14 protein-coding genes and 2 riboswitches are annotated in these 21985 nt (G+C 35.7%); of the genes, 11 read left to right on the plus strand and 3 right to left on the minus strand.

Annotated elements, in window-relative coordinates:
- Window positions 1-22: 22 nt before the first annotated feature.
- Entirely contained in the window at window positions 23-1465 is a 1443-nt protein-coding gene (locus tag CWS01_RS15665) for a glycoside hydrolase family 1 protein (protein WP_101178132.1), read from the minus strand.
- A gap of 473 nt (window positions 1466-1938) precedes the next feature.
- On the opposite strand from CWS01_RS15665, the gene CWS01_RS15670 reads away from it, so the two are divergent.
- From CWS01_RS15670 to licT, 3 genes are all read left to right on the plus strand, one after another.
- Complete coding sequence (locus CWS01_RS15670; protein WP_101178133.1) at window positions 1939-3852, plus strand: beta-glucoside-specific PTS transporter subunit IIABC; 1914 nt, start codon at window positions 1939-1941, stop codon at window positions 3850-3852.
- A gap of 72 nt (window positions 3853-3924) precedes the next feature.
- Window positions 3925-5346 carry a 6-phospho-beta-glucosidase gene (locus tag CWS01_RS15675; protein WP_101178134.1) on the plus strand — a complete coding sequence of 474 codons (1422 nt, stop codon included), beginning with the start codon at window positions 3925-3927 and terminating at the stop codon, window positions 5344-5346.
- 119 nt (window positions 5347-5465) lie between these two features.
- Complete coding sequence (gene licT, locus CWS01_RS15680) at window positions 5466-6296, plus strand: BglG family transcription antiterminator LicT (protein ID WP_101178135.1); 831 nt, start codon at window positions 5466-5468, stop codon at window positions 6294-6296.
- A 447-nt stretch (window positions 6297-6743) separates the two neighbouring features.
- On the opposite strand, the gene CWS01_RS15685 is transcribed toward licT, so the two are convergent.
- Window positions 6744-7208, minus strand: a complete 465-nt coding sequence (locus tag CWS01_RS15685; RefSeq protein WP_101178136.1) for a hypothetical protein — start codon at window positions 7206-7208, stop codon at window positions 6744-6746.
- 409 nt (window positions 7209-7617) lie between these two features.
- A complete protein-coding gene (locus CWS01_RS22465; RefSeq protein WP_157827677.1) occupies window positions 7618-7791 on the minus strand; it encodes a hypothetical protein in 174 nt (57 codons plus the stop codon).
- Between the two features lie 361 nt (window positions 7792-8152).
- Here CWS01_RS22465 and CWS01_RS15690 point away from each other — a divergent pair, with 361 nt between their 5' ends.
- From CWS01_RS15690 to ptsG, 8 genes are all read left to right on the plus strand, one after another.
- Complete coding sequence (locus CWS01_RS15690; protein ID WP_101178137.1) at window positions 8153-9592, plus strand: TerD family protein; 1440 nt, start codon at window positions 8153-8155, stop codon at window positions 9590-9592.
- A gap of 128 nt (window positions 9593-9720) precedes the next feature.
- A complete protein-coding gene (locus CWS01_RS15695; RefSeq protein WP_101178138.1) occupies window positions 9721-10680 on the plus strand; it encodes an AAA family ATPase in 960 nt (319 codons plus the stop codon).
- Complete coding sequence (locus CWS01_RS15700) at window positions 10677-11885, plus strand: DUF58 domain-containing protein (protein ID WP_101178139.1); 1209 nt, start codon at window positions 10677-10679, stop codon at window positions 11883-11885. The genes CWS01_RS15695 and CWS01_RS15700 overlap by 4 nt, the downstream gene beginning before the upstream one ends.
- Window positions 11882-14104, plus strand: a complete 2223-nt coding sequence (locus CWS01_RS15705) for a transglutaminaseTgpA domain-containing protein (protein ID WP_101178140.1) — start codon at window positions 11882-11884, stop codon at window positions 14102-14104. The genes CWS01_RS15700 and CWS01_RS15705 overlap by 4 nt, the downstream gene beginning before the upstream one ends.
- 27 nt (window positions 14105-14131) lie before the next feature.
- Window positions 14132-14233, plus strand: a riboswitch (purine riboswitch).
- Between the two features lie 209 nt (window positions 14234-14442).
- Window positions 14443-15993, plus strand: coding sequence for a glutamine-hydrolyzing GMP synthase (guaA, locus tag CWS01_RS15710; RefSeq protein ID WP_101178141.1), 1551 nt, complete (start codon window positions 14443-14445; stop codon window positions 15991-15993).
- Between the two features lie 291 nt (window positions 15994-16284).
- Window positions 16285-16387: riboswitch (purine riboswitch) on the plus strand.
- A 130-nt stretch (window positions 16388-16517) separates the two neighbouring features.
- Entirely contained in the window at window positions 16518-17846 is a 1329-nt protein-coding gene (locus tag CWS01_RS15715; protein ID WP_101178142.1) for an NCS2 family permease, read from the plus strand.
- Window positions 17847-17983: 137 nt separating this feature from the next.
- Window positions 17984-18826, plus strand: coding sequence for a glucose PTS transporter transcription antiterminator GlcT (gene glcT, locus CWS01_RS15720; RefSeq protein WP_101178143.1), 843 nt, complete (start codon window positions 17984-17986; stop codon window positions 18824-18826).
- 188 nt (window positions 18827-19014) lie between these two features.
- A complete protein-coding gene (gene ptsG / locus CWS01_RS15725; RefSeq protein ID WP_101178144.1) occupies window positions 19015-21081 on the plus strand; it encodes a glucose-specific PTS transporter subunit IIBC in 2067 nt (688 codons plus the stop codon).
- Window positions 21082-21985 lie beyond the last annotated feature (904 nt).

Below are 21985 nucleotides of genomic sequence, written 5' to 3' on the forward strand. Positions count from 1 at the left end.
TTGTCCTCTGTTTTTAACAATCCTATAGTTCCTGTCCATTTGTTGCAATTACGTTTTGGTACCAGTAGAAAGATTTTTTCTTTTTGCGTTCGAGCGTACCGCTTCCATCATCATTTTTATCTACATAAATATAGCCGTAGCGCTTCGACATCTCACCTGTTGATGCACTTACTAGATCGATACAGCCCCATGACGTGTATCCCATAAGTTCTACACCATCTTCAATTGATTCACCCATTGCTTTAATATGCTCTCTCAAGTAGTCAATGCGATAGTCATCGTTGATTCTTCCATCTTCTTCTATTTTGTCATATGCTCCAAGGCCATTTTCAACGACAAATAAAGGCACGCGGTAGCGATCATATAATTGGTTTAAAGCGAGGCGGAGGCCAACTGGATCAATTTCCCAACCCCAATCACTTGCTTGGAGGAATGGATTTTTTACACCTGAGAAGATGTTTCCAGCTGCTTTTTCTTCTGCTGTCTTCTCTTTCTTTTCTGTACGAGACATATAGTAGCTAAAGGAAATAAAGTCAACAGGGTATTGCTTAATTATTTTAAGATCTTCATCTTCCATTTTTATGTTGATTCCATTCTCTTTAAAGAAGCGCTTGGAGAATGCCGGATATTCTCCTCGAACTTGAACATCTCCACAAATATAGTTAAACAATTGCTCTTCTTGAAATGCATACAGTACATTTGCTGGATTACAGTCGATCGCATAAACAGGAGCATAGATAAGCATGCAGCCAATTTGTGAGCCAGGAATGATTTCGTGACATGCCTTTACTGCCAGGCTGCTTGCTACAAACTGGTGATGCAGTCCCTGAAAACTTTCCTGCAGGCGAACATCTTCAGTAGCTGGAGAGAAGCCAAGTCCAAAAATCGGATGGAATACCGCCCCGTTTATTTCATTAAATGTTAGCCAGTACTTTACTTTTGTTTTATAACGGTTGAATAGAGTGGTTGCATAGCGCTCGAAGAAGGTAATCACTTCACGGCTTCTCCAACCGCCGTATTCTTTGATTAAGTATAATGGCATTTCATAGTGGGAGATTGTTACAACTGGCTCAATGTTATACTTTAGGCACTCGTCGAAAACTCGGTCATAAAATGCTAAGCCTTCTTCATTTGGCTCAAGCTCGTCTCCATTTGGAAAGATACGTGACCAGGCAATAGACATACGGTAAGCTTTGAATCCCATTTCAGCAAATAGTGCAATATCTTCTTTATAACGGTGATAAAAATCAATGCCATCATGGTTCGGATACGTATATTTTTCTTTATCGATCTCAAAATTAAATCCAGGAGTAGAAATTACTTTTAGACGAACTTTTCCACCGGGCATTACATCAGCAAGGTTCATGCCTTTACCGCCTTCAAGATAGGCGCCTTCTAATTGATTGGCAGCTGTTGCACCGCCCCATAAAAATCCATCTGGAAATTGATCATTTGATTTACTCATGTAGAATCCCTCCGATATTTTTTTGTTGCGCTCTTTCTATGTAGAAAAGACAAATAAAAAAACCTAAATCATGTAATGAAGACATAGCTGTCTCATTTTTACGCGATTTAGGTTTTGCCTGCATGAGCAGTAACAATCCTACTAGGAATTTGTTTAATTGTGTTTACTATAACATCATTTTTTCATTCAATCAAGAATTTTGCAAACGTTATCTTTTTAACTTTTTATATAGTAAGATAGTTCTAGAGAACGTAAAAAAATAAAAAAAGAAAGCGTTGACATTATCTCGATATCCATGCTAAATTACAGGTAACAAATAAAACATAATAAATTCCTTGAAGGAATGTTACCTTAAGTGGGCATAACCTGAACTGATTAAAAACACGCTATGGCTATTCGTGTGTTGTTTATAATCGGCTCAGGTTTTTTATTTGCTATAAATACAAAATTCCATATAGAAAGAAGGGGCAAAGATGAAATATGAACAGTTAGCAAAAGATATTCTTGCAAATGTGGGTGGAAGAGAAAACGTTTCTAGTGTGGTTCACTGCATTACACGTCTGCGCTTTAAATTAAAAGATGAAAGTAAAGCAAATACAGAAGTGTTGAAGAATATGGATGATGTTGTTACTGTTATGAAAAGCGGAGGGCAATATCAAGTAGTTATTGGAAACCACGTACCAGATGTGTACAAAGCAGTTACTGCTGTTGGTGGCTTCCAAGGTCAAGCACCTGTCGAAGCAGAAGAGGAAGGTCCAAAAGGTTCACTTTTCAGTCGCTTTATTGATATGATTTCAAGTATTTTTACACCAGTACTTGGTGTATTAGCAGCAACGGGAATGATCAAAGGCTTTAACGCATTATTTGTAGCACTTGGATGGTTGGAAAATACGTCAGGTACGTACCAGATTTTAAATGCAACAGGAGATGCACTTTTTTACTTCCTACCAATCTTCTTAGGTTATACAGCTATTAAGAAATTTGGTGGTAGTCCATTTGTTGGGATGGCAATAGGCGCAGCATTAGTATACCCAACATTGTCAGCATTAACGACTGGTGATCCTTTATATACTGTATTTGCAGGAACAATGTTTCAATCACCAATCTACATTACATTTTTAGGTATTCCGGTTATTTTAATGTCTTATTCTTCATCCGTTATTCCAATTATTATTGCAGCTTTTTTTGCAGCTAAAGTGGAAAAATGGCTAAAGACAGTTATTCCAGATGTAGTGAAAGCATTTGTGGTACCTCTATTAACATTAGTTATCGTTGTGCCAGTTACATTTATCGTTATCGGTCCTATTGCAACATGGGCAGGAAGTCTATTAGGTCAAGGAACATTAGCAATTTATAACTTAAGCCCAATCATTGCAGGTCTACTATTAGGTGGCTTTTGGCAAGTATTTGTTATCTTCGGTCTTCATTGGGGATTAGTTCCGATTGCATTCAACAATGTTGCAACTATGGGTTATGACACGATTCTTGCAACTGTATTTGCAGCATCTTTTGCCCAAACGGGTGCGGTTCTAGCAATCCTAATTAAAACGAAAAATCAAAAGTTAAAATCATTAAGTATTCCAGCATTTATTTCGGGTATCTTTGGTGTAACTGAGCCAGCTATTTACGGAATTACACTTCCATTAAAGAAACCATTTATTATGAGTTGTATCGCTGCTGGAGTAGGTGGAGCTATTGCTGGCGCTACAAATGTAAAGGGTTTCATAATTGGTGGTCTTGGAGTATTTGGTATTCCTTCATATATCAGTCCAGAAGGAATTGGAATGGATTTATACGGTGCAGTAATTTCAATGGTCGTAGCTTTTATAGCAGGTTTAGTTCTAACATTATTATTCGGTGGAATTAACAAGGAACAAAAAGCTACAACAGAAACAAAGGCAGCAGCAAACGAAGTAGCTGCAACAAAAGTTGATAGTGAAGAAGTGGTTAGTCCGTTAAATGGAGAAGTAAAAGCATTGTCAGAAGTAGAGGATGGGGCATTTTCTTCAGGGGCGCTAGGCTATGGTGTAGCAATTGAGCCGATTGAAGGAAAGTTGCTTGCTCCTGTATCAGGAACAGTCTCAGCATTATTTCCAACTAATCATGCCATAGGTATCACAACTGACTCAGGTGCAGACATTTTAATTCACATTGGAATGGATACCGTTCAGCTCGACGGTAAGTACTTTACTGTACACACAACTCAAGGTGATTACGTAGAAAAAGGGCAATTACTTATTGAGTTTGATATCGAGCAAATCCAGCAGGCTGGTAAACTTGTCACAACACCCATTGTTGTGACAAACTATAAGGAATATAGTATCGAGCTAACCAATCAAAAGCAAATGAAAACAGGCGATGCATTATTTAAACTAACTACTAAATAATTGGAAGTTTCAGGGGGAAGGGAAGATTTTGTTCCTTTCTTCCTGGTTATTCAAGAAAGGAAGGATATTATTATGGCTTTTCAAAAGGGATTTTTATGGGGTGGCGCAATTGCTGCTAACCAAGCAGAAGGGGCTTATTTAGCTGAAGGAAAAGGGTTAACAACAGTAGATTTATTGCCGAAAGGGGACAAACGCTTTGATATTATGTTTGGTAACCTTACTTCGTATGAACCATTAGAAGGGGAATTCTATCCATCCCACGAGGCAATTGACTTTTATCATCGCTATAAGGAAGATATTGCACTATTTGCTGAGATGGGCTTCAAAGCATTGCGCTTATCCATCTCTTGGGCTAGGATTTTTCCAAACGGAGACGATATGGAACCGAACGAAGCAGGCCTTCAATTTTACGATAATGTATTTGATGAATTATTAAAACATGGTATTGAACCAGTCGTAACAATTGCTCACTTTGATGTACCAATTAATCTAGTGAAGAGTTACGGCAGCTGGAGGAATCGCAAGCTGGTTACTTTTTTTGAAACTTACGCTACGACCCTGTTTAAGCGATATAAGGACAAGGTAAAGTACTGGATGACGTTTAATGAAATCAATATGCTCTTACACTTGCCATTTGTTGGAGCAGGACTTGTGTTTGGAGAGGGAGAAGATAAGGTGCAAGTGAAGTACCAAGCAGCCCATCATCAACTAGTTGCCAGCGCATTAGCAGTAAAAGCTGGCCACGAAATTATTCCAAATGTCAAAATTGGCTGTATGCTGGCTGCTGGTCAGACGTATCCTTACTCTTGCAATCCAGATGATGTAATGGATGCAATGGAAAAAGATCGAGACTCTTTCTTTTTTATTGACGTTCAATCTCGAGGTAAATATCCTGGTTATGCAAAAAGATTTTTTAAGGACAATAATTTAACGATTGAAATGGAAGAACAGGATGAAGAGCTTCTTCAAAAATATACAGTTGATTATATTGGCTTTAGCTATTACGCCAGCAGGACAACAAGTACAGATCCGGAAATTAATAAGAAGACATCTGGAAATGTATTTGGCTCTATTGAAAACCCTTATTTAGAAAAATCGGAGTGGGGCTGGACAATTGATCCTAAAGGCTTCCGCATTACTGCAAATCAATTATACGACCGTTACCAAAAACCTTTATTTGTTGTAGAAAATGGTTTAGGTGCTGTTGATGTTCTGACAGAAAATGAAGAAGTTAATGATGATTATCGCATTAACTACTTACGAAAGCATGTTGAAGAAATGTCAGAAGCAATTGAAGATGGAGTCGAAATTCTTGGATATACAAGTTGGGGGCCAATCGATCTTGTAAGTGCATCAACTGGTGAAATGAAGAAGCGCTATGGCTACATTTATGTGGATAAAGATAATGAAGGAAATGGAACACTCAATCGTTTAAAGAAGAAGAGCTTCGACTGGTATAAAGAAGTTATTGAAACGAATGGAGAAAAACTATAAGGTCTATAAAATGGGAAAGCACGCTTGTGGCTTTCCTTCTTTTTCTAAAACATACAATCACGATCACTTTTCCATTATAATAAAGGAAAGAGTACCATATTAAACTTATAGGTGGTCAAATGAAAATAGTCCAAGTATATAATAATAATGTTATTAGTACATTTAATGAAAAAAATGAAGAATTAGTTGTTATGGGAAGAGGTCTCGCTTTTCAAAAAAAGCCTGGAGACTTAGTGGATGAGGAGAAGATTGAGAAGACCTTTGCTTTAAAAAATAAAGACATGTCCGAAAAATTTAAGACTCTTTTATACGAAGTGCCTATTGAATATATGGAAATAACAGAGGAGATTATTAATCGTGCTAAAAGCAAGTTAGGGAGAACTTTGAGCGACAGCTTCTATATCTCTTTAACAGATCATATTCATTTTGCGGTAAAAAGGAAAGAAAAAGGATATGAAATTAAAAATGCTTTATTATGGGAGATCAAAAGGTTTTACAAGGAAGAGTTTTCCATCGGAATGAAAGCGCTGCAACTAATTGAGGAAAGGCTAGGTATACTTTTTCCAGAGGATGAGGCTGGTTTTATTGCTATGCACCTTGTTAATGCTGATCTGAACCAGGAAATGCCCAATATCGCTAATATTACGAAAGTGATGCAAACTATTTTAAACATTGTGAAATACCATTACAAAATGGAATTTGATGAAGACTCTTTAAATTATTTTCGATTTCTCACCCATTTAAAATTTTTTGCCCAAAGGCTTTATAGCAATACTTATATAGAAGATGATGACCCATTTTTATATGAGCTTGTTAAGCAAAAACATAAAGAGGCATTTGAATGCACAGAAAAAATTAATGAATACATTGAAAAACAATTTAACTATAATCTTACGGATAATGAAAAGTTGTATTTAGCTATCCATATACAGAGAGTGGTCAATCGCTGACTGCCCCCAAAAAAGTTGCAGGAGATAGTTTAATACAGAGAGAATCTGTTATTGCTAGAAAAAAGGTTCGCAAATAAGCGGAGAGTTAAATAATAAGGGGATAATTAATCGAGGCTTCTCAAACGTTTAAGCAAATTTTTGGGGAAGCTTCTTTTTCGTCTTTTTTTTTGAGAAATGTGGGGGGAACTTGTCTTGATGTCATAGATGCTTGGTACGAGGAAGAAGAACGAAAGAAGAATCGATTGAACAATAAAAAATTGCTCTTTCATTTGAGTACAAGTAATTTATCATGCATTAGCGGGCTTTTGCCCTCCACCTAAGGGAGGATAAGAGTCTAGGTGGGGGGGAATTTGCTGAGTAAAAGCCTGATTGAAATTTTACTTTATCAAATGTTATTTATTTCTCCATTTCAATCGGAAGAAGCCAATAGAAGGTTCGAGCGGGCATTCATTGCTTCCTTAAAAGGTACTTTGGTTCAATAATAAAACGATGATATAAATAATTTAGCAAAGCTACAAATAAACTTAAATAAAATAGATGTTTCCTTTTCAGGTTTACCATTTTATATATATTAAATTTTTCCGCAAGAGTGGTTAGTGGGTAAGCGAATAAATAGTCAGCAAATACATTAGTAATAATATAAAGCCATATTTTTTGGTAGGTTAATTTAAATATCCATAAATTTAATGTGAAAAAGAGACCAAATACAAATGTTATATCTGAAGCAAGACTTGGAATAATTGGTTTATGTACTTTCCACCATTTATGGCTTTTGGAAAACTCGCTTATTAAGCATATTAGCAATGAGCTAAAAGTAGCGGTAGGTAAAAATCTTCTGAATGATTTTGTTCCAAAAAGAAAAAAGGTGAACCATGGACCAATAAGAAGTATGTACATTTTCCAGTTTTTCATAATAATTCCTCCGTAAGTAATTTTAATATATGGGGTCATCTTCTTATACTCAAATTAAGTATGTACTCCAAAAAATATACTTCTTGTAATACTATTATACTTTCCTTAATATGCGGACTTATGTAAAAATCAATTCATTATAATGATCCCAATGTTTTTTAACCAGCTATTTTATATTCTCTTTACAGTAGCAAAATTACTCATTATCATATGGCGGGATAGATAAAAGAATAGATTTAGTTGATTTGTCAGACAAGAAAGAAAATCTTCTTTTTAATAATATTCATTAATACAGGTTAATAGAAAAGGCTTTCTCCATTTAAAATGTTATTCACAAAAGTACAATTTAAATGGGGAAAGCCTTTTGGGATGGAATATATATAATAAAAATGGATTAAGCTTTTTAAGCTTAATCCATTCTCATTGGTTCTTGTTGTTTTTCTACTACTTCTTCTTTTATTTTTTCATCGCTTATTTCCTGATGCTCTTTGCGCATTTCACCGCATGTGATGCATTGACCACTATAATAATAATTAAATTTATGGTAACCTCTCAGTTTACATATTAATTCTCCAAAGATCATGCTTTGCCAACTCCTTTATGTATAGATTTATTTTACAATAAAAAGGAAAGTCTCTATCGTTAAATAATGGTAACGTTGCTGGCAAGTTAGTAACAATAAGTCATTTTTTTTAACACTCTGCGTCAAAATGATCAAAGTATAACAAATAGAAAACTATTGTGTTACATTTTTTTAACTTTTGCAGGAAAATAAAAGGTAAGGTATTATTTTTGGAACTTTTTTCATCGTTTCTCGTAAATAGGAGAAGATTCTTTTTAGAAGGGTCTGAAAATTCCTAAAAAGTGCTAATTCATGTAAAATAAATATAACTGTATACAAAAAGAAGTTTGCATTTTAGTAAGAAGTAAATGGAGGGAATAAAATGGGTGTTATGCTAAGCAAAGGGCAAAAGGTGGATTTAACGAAGGTTCATCCAGGTTTAACAAATGTGGTAGTCGGATTAGGCTGGGATATTGCGCAAAATGGCAGCAACTATGACTTAGACGCATCTGCGTTTCTGTTAGGACAGAATGGTAAGGTGCATAATGACCTGGATTTTATTTTCTATAATAACCCTAGTGGTGCGAACGGTTCTATCATCTATAGCGGAGATAACAGAACAGGTGCAGGAAATTTTGATGATGAGCAAATAAGAATAGATTTATCAAGAGTGCCTCAAAGTATTCAGCGTATTGCCTTTACAATTACGATACATAATGCATATGAGAAAGGGCAAAATTTCGGGCAGATCTCTAATGGCTATGTCCGCATATTTAATGAGAGAGATAATGTAGAGCTAATTCGTTTTAATCTTGGAAGGGATTATACGGTAGAAACCGCTATTGTAGCGGCAGAATTATATCGCCATAATGGGGAATGGAAATTTAATGCGATCGGCAGCGGTTTTCAAGGGGGATTGGCAGCATTATGCCAGAATTTTGGCGTAACAGTTGATGATGAACCAGTTCAACAGACGATTAATCAGTCTGTTTCCCAACCACAATCCTTTTCATCTGCTCAAGCAACACCATATAATAACCAAAATCAATTGGGCCAAACAAACTATCAAAATCAATCAAGTCCGCCTAACTATGGACAAGCTCAGCAATCTCCACCATACCACACGCCAAATAGTGGATATCCAGATTCTTCTTATAATCAGCCTGTTGCAGCTTCCCAAACATACGGAGGAGATGATGTTGTTTGCCCTCGATGCCATGGAACGAATATACGTACAGGGGAGAAGGGATTTGGCCTAGGAAAAGCGGCAATTGGCGGGTTGATTTTAGGTCCAGTAGGTTTATTGGGCGGATTTATTGGCAAAAACCAATTAAAGTTTACTTGTAATAATTGTGGGAATGTCTGGTCTCCTTCCAATACTGATTATGCAGAATGGGGCAGACAGCAAAAACAAAAAGCAAAAGAATTATTTATGCGATTTAAAAGCCCAGATGTGCTGGATGCGGTGGTTGCCGCTTGTGCATTAGTGGGAATGGCCGATGGAAAATTAGATCCTTCTGAAGAAAGAAAAATGATGGAATTTATTCATCAAAGTGAAGAACTGCGCGTTTTTGATACAAATAAAGTGCAGCAACAATTTAATCAGTTTGTAAGGAGACTAGAGTACGATCAGATTATCGGCAGAGCAGAGTGTTTCAGAGCACTTGGCAAAGTTCGTTCAAAGCCGGAAGTTGCAAGATTAGTTGCAAGATACTGTATAGCGGTTGGATATGCAGATGGTCATTTTGATCAACGGGAAAAACAAACAGTTATCGAAATATGTCAGGAGCTTGGGTTAAATCCAAATGAATTTTTGTCATAAGAGATAAAAAGGAATCAGTTTCGGTCTTCATGGAGTTGGGCAAGTTTTATGAAGGCCGAAAAATATTTATTTATTCTAGAAATAAGTTACACTATTAATTTTTCTAGAATAATAAAAAGGAGAAAAATATGCCTAATTCTGAATCTAATATTAAAATTAACAGAATAATTAAAAATATAGAAAAGGTCATGATTGGCAAAAGAGAGGTTGTAGAATTAAGCATTGTAGCATTATTGGCACAGGGGCATGTTTTATTGGAGGATGTTCCAGGCGTTGGAAAAACCATGATGGTCCGGTCTTTGGCAAAGTCAATTGGAGCAAGTTTTAGAAGAATCCAATTTACCCCTGATTTGCTTCCTTCAGATGTAACGGGAGTATCTATCTACAATCAGAAAGAAATGGAATTTCAATTTGTTCCAGGTCCTATCTTAGGAAATATTATATTAGCAGATGAAATTAATAGAACCTCTCCGAAGACGCAATCTGCATTATTAGAAGCTATGGAAGAAAGCAGCATCACTATCGACGGGATAACCCACTCTTTAAATAAACCCTTCTTTGTTATGGCTACACAAAATCCAATTGAATATGAAGGAACGTATCCTTTGCCAGAAGCGCAGCTAGACCGCTTTTTATTAAAAATGAATATGGGCTATCCAACGATGGAAGAAGAAATGGAATTGCTGACAAGAGTACAGATGCAGGCGCCGATTGAAAATTTGCATTCTGTCGTTTCAATAGAAGATCTGGTATTGCTTCAAAATGAAGTAAAGCAAGTTTATATTGATGACATAATTAAACGATATATTGTGGAATTATCGATGGGAACACGCAGCCATCATCATGTCTATTTAGGCGCAAGTCCGAGAGGATCCATTGCTTTAATGAGGGCAGCACAAAGTTATGCCTTTATTAAAGGTCGAGATTATGTGATTCCAGATGATATTCAATATTTAATAAAAGCGGTGGTTGCACATCGAATTATTGTAAAGTCAGAAGCAAAATTTGAAGGGGTTTCAGCAGAAGATATTATAGATGATGTTGTATCGCAAATTGCTGTTCCTGTACAGAGGCTTGTAAGTAAATGAGTCATTTGAAAAAAATGTTAACTCCTTTATGGAAGTTAATTTTGTTATTTATGCTAATTGGAGCTGCTTTTGCTTATGCAATGTTTCAAGGAGGTTTTGTCAGCTGGTTTTTATTTTACAGTTTTCTTCCTTTTGCCGTGTATGGTTTACTATTAGTCCTTTATCCGCTTAGAGATTGGGAGGTCACAAGAAAGCTTGCAAAACATGAATATAATGCGAAAGAAGTATTAACGGTAGAAATAGAACTGAAAAGAAAAACTTTTATACCGCTTTTTTATTTGCTTGTTGAGGATGGTATAAGTTCTCTATTAACAAATAAATCAATGAGTAAAAAACTCTTTTTCCCAGGGTTTAAAAGAACGATTCACTTTACGTATCTACTTGATGAACTGCCTAGAGGAGAGCATGGATTTTACCATACTACTATTAAAATAGGTGATCCCTTTGGGTTTATGGAAAAGGAATGGGAAATTCGGAATTTAGAAAAAATTATTGTTTTTCCTGAATATGAGGAAGTTATCTATAAACCTTTTACCAATCAGTATGAACAGGGAATGGCAGCATCAAAGAATATAATACAAAGAGATACTACTATGGCGGTGGGGATAAGAGAATATCGCCCTGGTGACCGTTTTTCATGGATTAATTGGAAAGCAAGTGCTAAACGAAATGATATAATGATTAAGGAATTTGAGCAAAGACAAACAGATGATATTTTTGTTGTGTTGGATTGTAAGGAACATGCTGCTTTTGAAACTATGGTTTCTTTTACAGCTACATTAATTAGATCGATATTAAAAAAAGGAGCACAAGTTGGCTTTTTATCTATGGAGAAAGAAAAAACAGTTTTTTCGATAAGAGGAGGAGAAGTGCAGCAGCGCCTGCTTTTCCATCATCTAGCGAAACTAAAAAATAATAGCCCGGTTTCCCTTGTACAATTACTGGAAAGTGAATTTTTTACTTTTCAGCAAAACACAACGATAATGCTAGTTACTGCTGATCTTTCAAAGGAACTAATAAAGGCAGTGAGTTTGTTGGCTGGCCAAAAATATAATCTGAATATATTTTTGGTCAAAGACAGCAATAAAGGGTTATCAAATGAAGAGATGCTTTTAAAAAGCGAGGCATTTAGAAGTAGGGTCCGTGTAATTCTTATCGAAAAAGGCAGGTTTCAGGATGCGTTTTTGGAGGTGGAAACACGATGAATCAAAAGCTGGAATCGAAGAAGACTATTTTCAATTTTATTCTTTATGCATTAGGTTTTTTTCTTGTTTGGGAATGGTTAAGGCCAATTGAAAAACTAACGAATACTGGCCATATTGCTGTTTTCATTTCTTTTCTATTGCTTGCACTTATACTTGCTTTTTTACAAGTTCCACCCATTTTAAGTGGGGGAATAAAAAGCGTTTATATTCTCTTTATGTTGCAGCATTTATATGATGAATCTTCTTTTCTTACCTTTCATTGGATAAGTATGTTTTTAGAAGAAATAGCAGCAAATTTTGCAATAATGTTTGATACGAATTGGCCGGAGATGTCTAATTTATTCAAAAGTTTATTGTTTTTTATTTTATTATGGCTAATGTGCTATTTAATTGACTACTGGTTAATAAAAAAAAGAAAAATATTTACTTTTTTGTTATTAACAATGATTTATATAACGGTATTAGATACCTTTACTCCTTATAGTGCAAATGAATCGATAGTAAGAACCGTTATTATTGGGTTTATTATAATGGGGATGTTGACGTTTTTACGTTTAAAGGAGCGAGAAGGAGGAGTTTTGAGAGAGCGATACCTTTTTAAGTGGATGCTGCCATTATTAGTTTTTATAGCAATAAGCGCAATTTTGGGCTATTTGGCTCCAAAAGCAGAACCAAGGTGGCCAGATCCAGTTCCTTTTATCCAATCATTAAATGAGAATGCTGGTGGAGATGATCAAACAAAAGGTGGTCAGCGGGTAGGGTATAGTGTAGATGATTCTCAGTTAGGAGGACCTTTTAAAGGGGATGATACTGTTGTGTTTCAAGCGCAGACATCAGCTCCTCATTATTGGAAGGTAGAAACAAAAGATACCTATACTGGAAAAGGGTGGATCCAGTCGGAGCAATCTATCGAAGCAAATGAACTGGGCAAAGAAACGATAGAGGAAGGGGCGGAAATACCGTTTGTTTCTTTTGAAGAAGGTGGGAAAGTAAAGTTTGCTGAATATAAAAGCAGTGTGGAGTTTGAGGAGCCTTTCTCTTATCTTTTATATCCTTTAGGTGTAGAATCTATAATAGATGTAGAATCGACACTTGAACTAGAGAAGGGGATCGAACGGATTACGCCTACGTTTCCTGTGAAGAGTTACAGTGTAAGATTTAATAAGCCTGAATATAGCCTAGAGGCTTTGACGACTGACAATTTCAGCACATTTGTTCAAGAGAATCAAGAGATGGCTCAAAGGTACTTGCAGCTTCCAGATACTTTGCCCAAGCGGGTGATAGATTTAGCAGCAGAGATTACTGCGAACGAAGATAATTCGTTTAGTAAAGCACGTGCAATTGAAAAATATTTTTCCCAAAATGGGTTTGTATATAGTAAGGAAAATGTAGCAGTGCCAAGTGAAGAAGATGATTATGTCGACCAGTTTTTATTTGAAACAAAAAGCGGGTACTGTGATAACTATTCTACCTCTATGGTGACATTACTGCGGTCAATTGGCATTCCTGCAAGATGGGTAAAAGGTTTCACAGAAGGAGAAGCAATTAAAAAAAGCACAGATGGCGATGTATATGAAGTAACAAATAATAACGCCCATTCTTGGGTAGAAGCATATTTCCCCAATGTTGGCTGGGTATCATTTGAACCTACTCAAGGATTTGCGAATGAAAATACGTATATAAATGATGTCCAAAATGAGGTCAACCAAGAAGAATCTAATCAGCAGACAGAAGAGACAGAAAAAAAGCAGGAAACGCCACAGGCCTCTCAAAAGGAAGAACAACAAAATGCTTTTACGGAAAAAGAGGAATCTTCTGTTTTGGGAGCAAAGGTTAAAAGGTTTGTTGAGGATAATTGGAAATGGATGGTGCTAGGTGGAGCGTTGATTCTTGTAATAAGCTTGTTGCTTTACAGATACCGCTATAAATGGCTGCCTCATTATTATATTTGGGAATTTAATCACACAAAAACCAATAAGGACTTTCCAGAAGCCTATTTAGTATTGCTTAAAATATTGGAAGTTTCCGGTATGAAGAAACAAAAAAATATTACATTAAGAGAATATGCGAAACAAATAGACCATCTTCTTGATACAGAAGAGATGGTGATTTTAACAGCTAACTATGAAGAGTTTTTATATAAAGGAGCTGTTTATAGCGGCGATTGGAATGAATTGAGAGAATTGTGGGAAAATTTAATTAAAAAAACAACTGCTTGACCAGTAATTCGACATGTTGTTACAATGTTCTCATCTGTATAAAACCTTCATATATCCTCGATAATATGGTTCGAGAGTTTCTACCAGATCACCATAAATGATCTGACTATGAAGGCAGGTTAAAGTCTTTTGCTATATAGAAACTTACTTGAGGAAGGTTTACTATATATTGGCATTAGGGACTAGAATTCTGCCTTCATTTATTAGAAGGGGGTATTCTAGTCTTTTTTGTTTTTGCTTGGCTAGAATAAATTATCTTTTTAGCATGATTTTTTATAGTTAAGAAAAGGATAGTAAATAGGATAGGTTTAAATAGACTAATCTTTGAGGTGAATGGAATGGGGAAAGCTAGTATTGAAGGTCAAGAAATGATTGTTGTTCTTGATTTTGGTAGTCAATATAATCAATTGATTACAAGACGTATAAGAGAGTTTGGTGTGTATAGTGAATTGCATCCGCACACTATTACAGCAGAAGAAATTAAAGCATTGAAACCATCTGGAATTATTTTCTCCGGTGGACCAAACAGTGTGTATGGTGAAAATGCTTTTGGCTGTGATGAAAAGATATTCGATCTAGATTTGCCGATTTTTGGTATTTGTTATGGCATGCAGCTTATGACAAAACATTTAGGCGGAAAAGTAGAAAAAGCAAAACACAGTGAATATGGTAAAGCGGTTTTAACAATTGAACATGATAATAAGCTTTTTGCTGAACTGCCAAAAGAGCAAACGGTTTGGATGAGTCATGGTGATTTAGTAGTAGAAGCACCTGCTGGATTTAGAGTGGATGCAACAAATGTTTCTTGTCCGATTGCTGCAATGAGCAATGAAGAAGCAGGGTTATATGCTGTTCAATTCCATCCAGAAGTTCGTCATTCTGTTTATGGTAATGATATGTTGAAAAACTTTGTATTTGGCATTTGTGGCTGTAAAGGCGACTGGTCCATGGAAAACTTCATTGAAATTGAAATGGAAAAAATCCGTCAAACTGTTGGAGATAAAAAAGTTCTTTGCGCACTTAGCGGTGGAGTAGATTCTTCTGTTGTAGCAGTATTGATTCATAAAGCAATTGGTGACCAACTTACTTGTATCTTCGTAGATCATGGGTTATTGCGTAAAGATGAAGCAGAAGGTGTTATGAAAACTTTTACAGAAGGCTTTAATATGAACGTAATTAAAGTCGATGCAAAAGAACGTTTCATGGCTAAACTAGAAGGTGTAAGCGATCCGGAGCGAAAACGTAAAATTATCGGTAATGAATTTATTTATGTTTTTGATGATGAAGCAACTAAATTGGAAGGAATTGACTTCTTGGCGCAAGGTACACTGTATACAGATATTATTGAAAGTGGTACTGCAACTGCTCAAACAATTAAATCCCATCATAATGTTGGGGGACTTCCAGAAGATATGCAGTTCCAATTAATTGAGCCATTAAATACATTATTTAAAGATGAAGTAAGAGCTTTAGGAACAGAATTAGGAATTGAGGATGATATCGTATGGAGACAACCATTCCCAGGTCCTGGTTTAGGGATTCGTGTCCTAGGCGCTATTACGGAAGAAAAATTGGAGATTGTTCGTGAATCGGATGCAATCTTACGTGAAGAAGTGAAAAAAGCAGGATTAGAACGTGATATTTGGCAGTATTTCACTGTGCTTCCTGATATTCGCAGTGTAGGAGTTATGGGTGATGCTCGTACGTATGATTACACAATAGGTATCCGTGCTGTCACTTCTATTGACGGAATGACTTCTGACTGGGCAAGAATGCCTTGGGATGTCCTTGAAGTAATTTCTACAAGAATTGTAAATGAAGTCCGACATATCAATAGAGTAGTGTATGACATTACTAGTAAGCCGCCAGCAACTATTGAGTGGGAGTAATTAAAACTTAAAGGAGTTGCCTCAAAAGGGCAAATCCACTGAAATTTAAAATTAAGAATGTTGATATATTAACATTCTTGGACAAGAAAAGGGGCATCCAGTAGCTGGGAATGATCGGCTTACAGGACAGCCCCTTTGAGTTTTTTGTTTTAAGTTCATCACAAATAGCAAATAATATGCATGGAACTATTCATCTATGGGGAAAATATATAAACGAACATTAAAGAGTAAAAAATAAAAAATGTTCGTAATTTATATTGACGTAAATTTCCCAAGCTGATACACTGGATTAGCAGCAAAGAGATTTATACTCGTATAATATTGGGAAATATGGTCCAAGAGTTTCTACCGAGCTACCGTAAATAGCTTGACTACGAGGTAAGTGTTTATAGAGGGAAGTATTTGATCTTATCATTTCTTTTATTCTAATTTCCCTGGCTATCTCACACAACCCTTAGTCAACGCTCCGTATAATTTTTGGAGTGTTTTTTCATTTTTTACAGCAGAAGAGAGGGGCAAATAGAATGAAGAAGTTTTTCAAATTTGAAGAACTAGGCACAAATTATCGTAAAGAGTTTTTAGGTGGATTCACTACCTTTTTAGCAATGGCATATATTCTAGCAGTTAATCCATTTACGTTAACGCTTGGAGATATAAAAGATCTTGATTCAGCATTGCGCATGGACTATGGAGCTGTATTCGTAGCAACTGCCCTAGCAGCTGCAGTCGGTTCTTTAATTATGGGGCTGTTTGCTAATTACCCTATTGCTTTGGCTCCAGGTTTAGGATTAAATGCATTTTTTGCCTATACAGTTGTGCTAACGCAGGGGCAGCCTTGGCAGCATGGATTAGCAGCCGTTTTTATTTCTAGTGTATTTTTCTTTTTATTGACCATTACGGGACTTCGTGAAAAATTAATTAATGCTATTCCTGTGGAGTTAAAGCTTGCAGTTGGTGCTGGAATAGGATTGTTTATTACATTTATCGGATTGCAAAATTCCGGAATTATTGTGGATAATCCAGCAACATTGGTGCATATTGGGGATTTAACAAACCCTAGTACATTGTTGGCTGTTTTTGGTATCTTTGTGACTGTTATATTAATGGTAAGAGGCATTCATGGCGGCGTGTTTTATGGAATGATTATCACGGCAGTTGTAGGGATGATTTTTGGTGTTATTGATACACCGTCTAAAGTAGTAGATTCTGTGCCAAGCCTTGCTCCAACATTTGGAGAATTATTTTCAGCATTTGGAGATAGCAGTTTTTATACACAAAGTATGCTAGTTGTTATTTTGACTTTCTTGTTTGTAGATTTCTTTGATAATGCAGGTACGCTTGTAGCAGTAACAAACCAAGCTGGACTAATGAAAGACAATAAATTGCCAAGAGCGGGAAAAGCGCTGTTAGCTGACTCTGTTGCTTCTATGGTGGGCTCTATTTTTGGAACGTCTACTACTACTTCCTTTATTGAATCATCTGCAGGGGTAGCAGCGGGAGCAAGAACTGGATTTGCTTCAGTGGTGACAGCCGGTTTCTTCCTTTTATCACTATTCTTTTTTCCGCTGTTGTCAGTAGTTACATCTGCTGTTACAACACCAGCCTTAGTAGTTGTAGGGGTTTTGATGGTTTCTTCTTTAGGAAAAATTGATTGGACAAAATTTGAAGTTGCTGTACCAGCATTTTTAACCATCATTGTAATGCCTTTAACATATAGTATTGCTACAGGTATTGCAGCTGGATTCTTATTCTATCCTATTACGATGATTGTTAAAGGTCGCGCAAAAGAGATTAATCCAATAATGTATGTATTCTTTGTTATCTTTGCGCTTTATTTTATTTTCTTGCAATAGTGTAATAGGGACAAAAAAGGGACTGCTGAATGCGTCCCTTTTTTTGTTTATGGTTTTAGTATTTTTTCGTTGACTTCCCATACAGACTTTAATAACATTAAATCTATCTAAAAGTCAGTCGGAGCGAGGAAAAGAATATGCCTAATCTATTAATAAAAAAAGCACTTAATAATAATGTGCTTATAGCTGAACATTCATCCTATGGAGAAGTTGTTTTAATAGGAAAAGGGATAGGGTTTAATCGAAAAAGAGGAGACTTTATTGATACAGATATTGTAGAAAAATTATTTGTTCTAAAAAACGAAAAAGAACAAGTGAATTATTTGAAACTTCTGCCACATGTTGATAATGATTTGCTAGAAGTTATTATAGCTTCGATTGAACTAATCAAGAGTAAAACTAATGCTGTTTTAAATGAACATATCCATGTTGCGCTTACGGATCATATAATGTTTGCTGCTTCTAGGCTATCAAATGGATTAGTACTAAACAATCCATTTCTTATAGAAACAAAAGCACTTTATCCATTTGAATATCAAATTGCTGAAGAAGTGGTTCAATTAATAGAAGAACAAAAGGGACTTCATTTGCCTGTGGGTGAAATCGGTTTCATAGCTCTTCATATTCATAGTGCTATGATGAATAAGGAACTTTCGGAAGTGAATCAACATTCACAATTGGTTACGAAGTTAGTAAATCTGATTGAAGAGCAGTTGGAAGTGAAAATTGATAAGGATAGTATTGATTATATGAGGCTTGTGCGTCATTTGCGTTTTACAATTGAACGAGTTCATACAGGGGAAAGAGTGGAAGAACCAGAAAAAATAACTTCCCTATTGAAAGATGAATATCCTATATGCTATAATCTCTCATGGAAGCTCATTAAAGTAATGCAACAAACTTTAAAAAAGCAAGTGTACGATGCTGAAGCGGTGTATTTAACGATGCACTTACAACGGCTTCAGAAAAAAGTTAAATAGCTATTATCTTAATAAACGTGTTACTGATTCGATCAGGCATGAGTGAAAAAGATGATTGATTTAAGAGTTTTAGGGCAATATATCCCTATAACTTCTTTCAGTTATCTTCACTCATGCCTGTTTTTTGTTTGTTTGGGATTTCTTGACAACGCTTTTATGAGCTAAATAATTTTTAGGAGGAAAACTGAATGTTTAAAAAGATTTTTGGTGTCTTGCAAAAAGTCGGAAAAGCATTGATGTTGCCAGTGGCTATCTTGCCAGCAGCAGGTATTTTGCTAGCGTTTGGTAATGCATTGCAAAATCCGGCGCTTTTAGAACTTGCACCGTTTTTTAACAATAGTGGAGTAGTTATGGTTGCTTCTGTTATGGAAAACGCAGGAAATATCATTTTTAGTAATTTAGCACTATTATTTGCTGTCGGTGTAGCGGTTGGATTGGCTGGCGGCGAAGGTGTAGCTGGATTAGCAGCAATCATTGGTTACCTTATCATGAATGTGACAATGGGGACAGCGCTTGGAATTGATGCTGCTGCTTTAGAAGGTAGTAAAGAATATGCAAGTGTTTTAGGTATCCCGACTCTAGCAACAGGTGTATTTGGAGGTATTATTGTCGGTATTGTTGCAGCATATGCATATAATAAGTTTTTTGAAATCGAGTTACCTTCTTATCTAGGTTTCTTTGCTGGAAAAAGATTTGTTCCAATTGCAACTGCTGTATTTTCATTAATTTTAGGTTTATTGATGATAGTGATTTGGCCACCGATTCAACATGGGCTAAATACTTTCTCTGAGAATATGTTAGGCGCTAACTTAACACTTTCTGCTTTTATTTTTGGTGTTATTGAACGTTCATTAATTCCTTTTGGTCTACATCATATTTTCTATTCTCCTTTCTGGTTTGAATTCGGTAGCTATACTACTCAAGCTGGAGAAATTGTAAAAGGTGATCAAGCAATTTTTATGGCACAAATTAAAGACGGGGTCCAAAATTTAACTGCAGGAACGTTTATGGTTGGTAAATTCCCATTCATGATGTTTGGTTTGCCAGCTGCTGCTCTTGCAATTTATCATGAAGCACGTCCTGAAAGAAAAGCGATTGTAGGTGGTTTGATGGCATCTGCTGCGCTAACATCTTTCTTAACAGGTATTACAGAGCCATTAGAGTTCTCTTTCTTATTCGTAGCTCCAGTATTATTTGGTATTCACGCGATATTTGCAGGTCTATCATTTATGACTATGCAATTACTAAATGTAAAAGTTGGTATGACATTCTCTGGAGGATTAATCGACTATATTTTATTCGGTCTAATCAATCCTCAAACAAATGCATGGATTATAATTCCAGTAGGATTAGTATTTGCGGTTATTTACTACTTTGGTTTCCGTTTTGCAATCCGCAAATTCAATTTAAAAACTCCAGGTCGTGAGGATGAAGAGGAAGAAGAATCTGCAGGAACAACAACTACTAGCGATCTCCCATATGAAGTATTAGAAGCGATGGGTGGACAAGAAAATATTGGACACTTAGACGCATGTATTACTCGTCTTCGTGTAACGGTTAATGATATTAAAGAAGTAGACAAAGATCGTCTGAAAAAATTAGGAGCGGCAGGAGTACTTGAAGTAGGTAATAATATTCAAGCTATTTTTGGTCCTCGTTCTGAAACGATTAAGGGACAAATGAAAGATATTATGAGTGGAAAAAGACCACGTCCTACTGCAAAGCCATCTATGGAAAAAGAAGTGTCACAGCAAATTGAAGAAGTTAATCCAGGAGCGCTTCAAGGGAATGCGGAAGGAAATGATTCTTTTATATCACCTATAAAAGGACAATTAGTTCCAATTACAGAAGTTCCTGATGCAGTATTTGCTGGGAAAATGATGGGAGATGGCTTTGCGATTATTCCTTCTGAAGGTACAGTTGTATCACCTGTTGACGGAAAAATTGTAAACTTATTCCCTACAAAACATGCTTTTGGCATCTTGGCTGATAATAGCCGCGAAATTCTTATTCATTTTGGTATTGATACTGTCAAACTAAAAGGAGAAGGATTCGAAACATTAGTATCTGAAAATGATACAGTAACAAAAGGTCAGCCGATTTTAAAAGTGGATTTAGACTTTATTAAAGAAAATGCTACATCTACTATTACTCCAGTTGTATTTACTAATCTTTCTGAAGGGCAGTCTGTAAAGCTTAATAAGCAAGGGAATGTAGATATTAAGGAAGAAGATATTATTTCTATTGAAAATTAATTTCTCTATATAAAAAAAGAAACTCGGCTGCAAGTGGTTGGGTTTCTTTTTTTATATAAACTTTGTTAAAGTTAATTGCTGATTTTTTCGTTACATTATTTGGGGTGGAAGGCATGAGTTCCCTGTGGACAAAGCGGATGGCTGGAGTGAACACTGATAGCTGAATTTAAAAGAAGTTTTGTTTTGAGAGCTGATAAATCCTCTGTTTTTCAAGTGGTAGTGTTGTGACAGCTAGTGGAGAGCAATTGACTTTCTTCTTTATAGAAAAGACTGTTTTTAGGGATGTTTTTTTGAGGGAAAGAAAAGTAATTACTATTAAAAAGTTTTGATGATTAAACAATCGAACTCATGTTGTCTGTTTTTTACTATCGCGATTAGGGCGTAGGGTAGTTGTACTACAATTTGATTTAGGTAGAGAAATCAGATGGAATGTTTATATTATTTCTGGTTGGATTCTTTCGGAGTTTTGTATAGATAATTTATTTGTTGAATGGAAAAATCTTAACGGGAGGCTTTAAGAAGATTTTCTCCTTCGAGCAATTCTGGAATGAAGATAGTTTTATTTAAACTGAATAAGAAGAATTAATGGAATAAAAAATATAAAAAGTATTGACCGATAGATTAATGGGTGATATTATATAAAGGTTGCTTCTGACAGCAACGAAAAAATATAAACATAACTTATCAACAATGATTTAATAGAAAAAAACTTCTTAAAAAAGTTGTTGACTTAACAAAAGAAGTTATGGTATATTAATAAAGTCGCTTCTGAGCGATAGAAACAAATTGCTCTTTGAAAACTGAACAAACAAAACGTCAACAATAAACGTTTATAACTTCTGTTATAAACAAACAAGTAACAAAAAGCTAGAGTTTAGCTTCGGAGCTAATCTTACTCTTTATT

It is taken from the genome of Niallia nealsonii (assembly GCF_002835805.1).
GTDB lineage: Bacteria > Bacillota > Bacilli > Bacillales > Cytobacillaceae > Niallia > Niallia nealsonii.

Excerpts from the sequence above, each read along its gene's own strand:
- CWS01_RS15715 (WP_101178142.1), top strand. The coding sequence starts at position 16,518 with ATGAAGAAGTTTTTCAAATTTGAAGAACTAGGCACAAATTATCGTAAA.
- guaA (WP_101178141.1), top strand. The coding sequence starts at position 14,443 with ATGGGGAAAGCTAGTATTGAAGGTCAAGAAATGATTGTTGTTCTTGAT.
- CWS01_RS15695 (WP_101178138.1), top strand. The coding sequence starts at position 9,721 with ATGCCTAATTCTGAATCTAATATTAAAATTAACAGAATAATTAAAAAT.
- licT (WP_101178135.1), top strand. The coding sequence starts at position 5,466 with ATGAAAATAGTCCAAGTATATAATAATAATGTTATTAGTACATTTAAT.
- CWS01_RS22465 (WP_157827677.1), bottom strand. The coding sequence starts at position 7,791 with ATGATCTTTGGAGAATTAATATGTAAACTGAGAGGTTACCATAAATTT.
- CWS01_RS15690 (WP_101178137.1), top strand. The coding sequence starts at position 8,153 with ATGGGTGTTATGCTAAGCAAAGGGCAAAAGGTGGATTTAACGAAGGTT.
- ptsG (WP_101178144.1), top strand. The coding sequence starts at position 19,015 with ATGTTTAAAAAGATTTTTGGTGTCTTGCAAAAAGTCGGAAAAGCATTG.
- CWS01_RS15665 (WP_101178132.1), bottom strand. The coding sequence starts at position 1,465 with ATGAGTAAATCAAATGATCAATTTCCAGATGGATTTTTATGGGGCGGT.
- CWS01_RS15700 (WP_101178139.1), top strand. The coding sequence starts at position 10,677 with ATGAGTCATTTGAAAAAAATGTTAACTCCTTTATGGAAGTTAATTTTG.
- CWS01_RS15705 (WP_101178140.1), top strand. The coding sequence starts at position 11,882 with ATGAATCAAAAGCTGGAATCGAAGAAGACTATTTTCAATTTTATTCTT.
- CWS01_RS15685 (WP_101178136.1), bottom strand. The coding sequence starts at position 7,208 with ATGAAAAACTGGAAAATGTACATACTTCTTATTGGTCCATGGTTCACC.
- CWS01_RS15675 (WP_101178134.1), top strand. The coding sequence starts at position 3,925 with ATGGCTTTTCAAAAGGGATTTTTATGGGGTGGCGCAATTGCTGCTAAC.
- glcT (WP_101178143.1), top strand. The coding sequence starts at position 17,984 with ATGCCTAATCTATTAATAAAAAAAGCACTTAATAATAATGTGCTTATA.
- CWS01_RS15670 (WP_101178133.1), top strand. The coding sequence starts at position 1,939 with ATGAAATATGAACAGTTAGCAAAAGATATTCTTGCAAATGTGGGTGGA.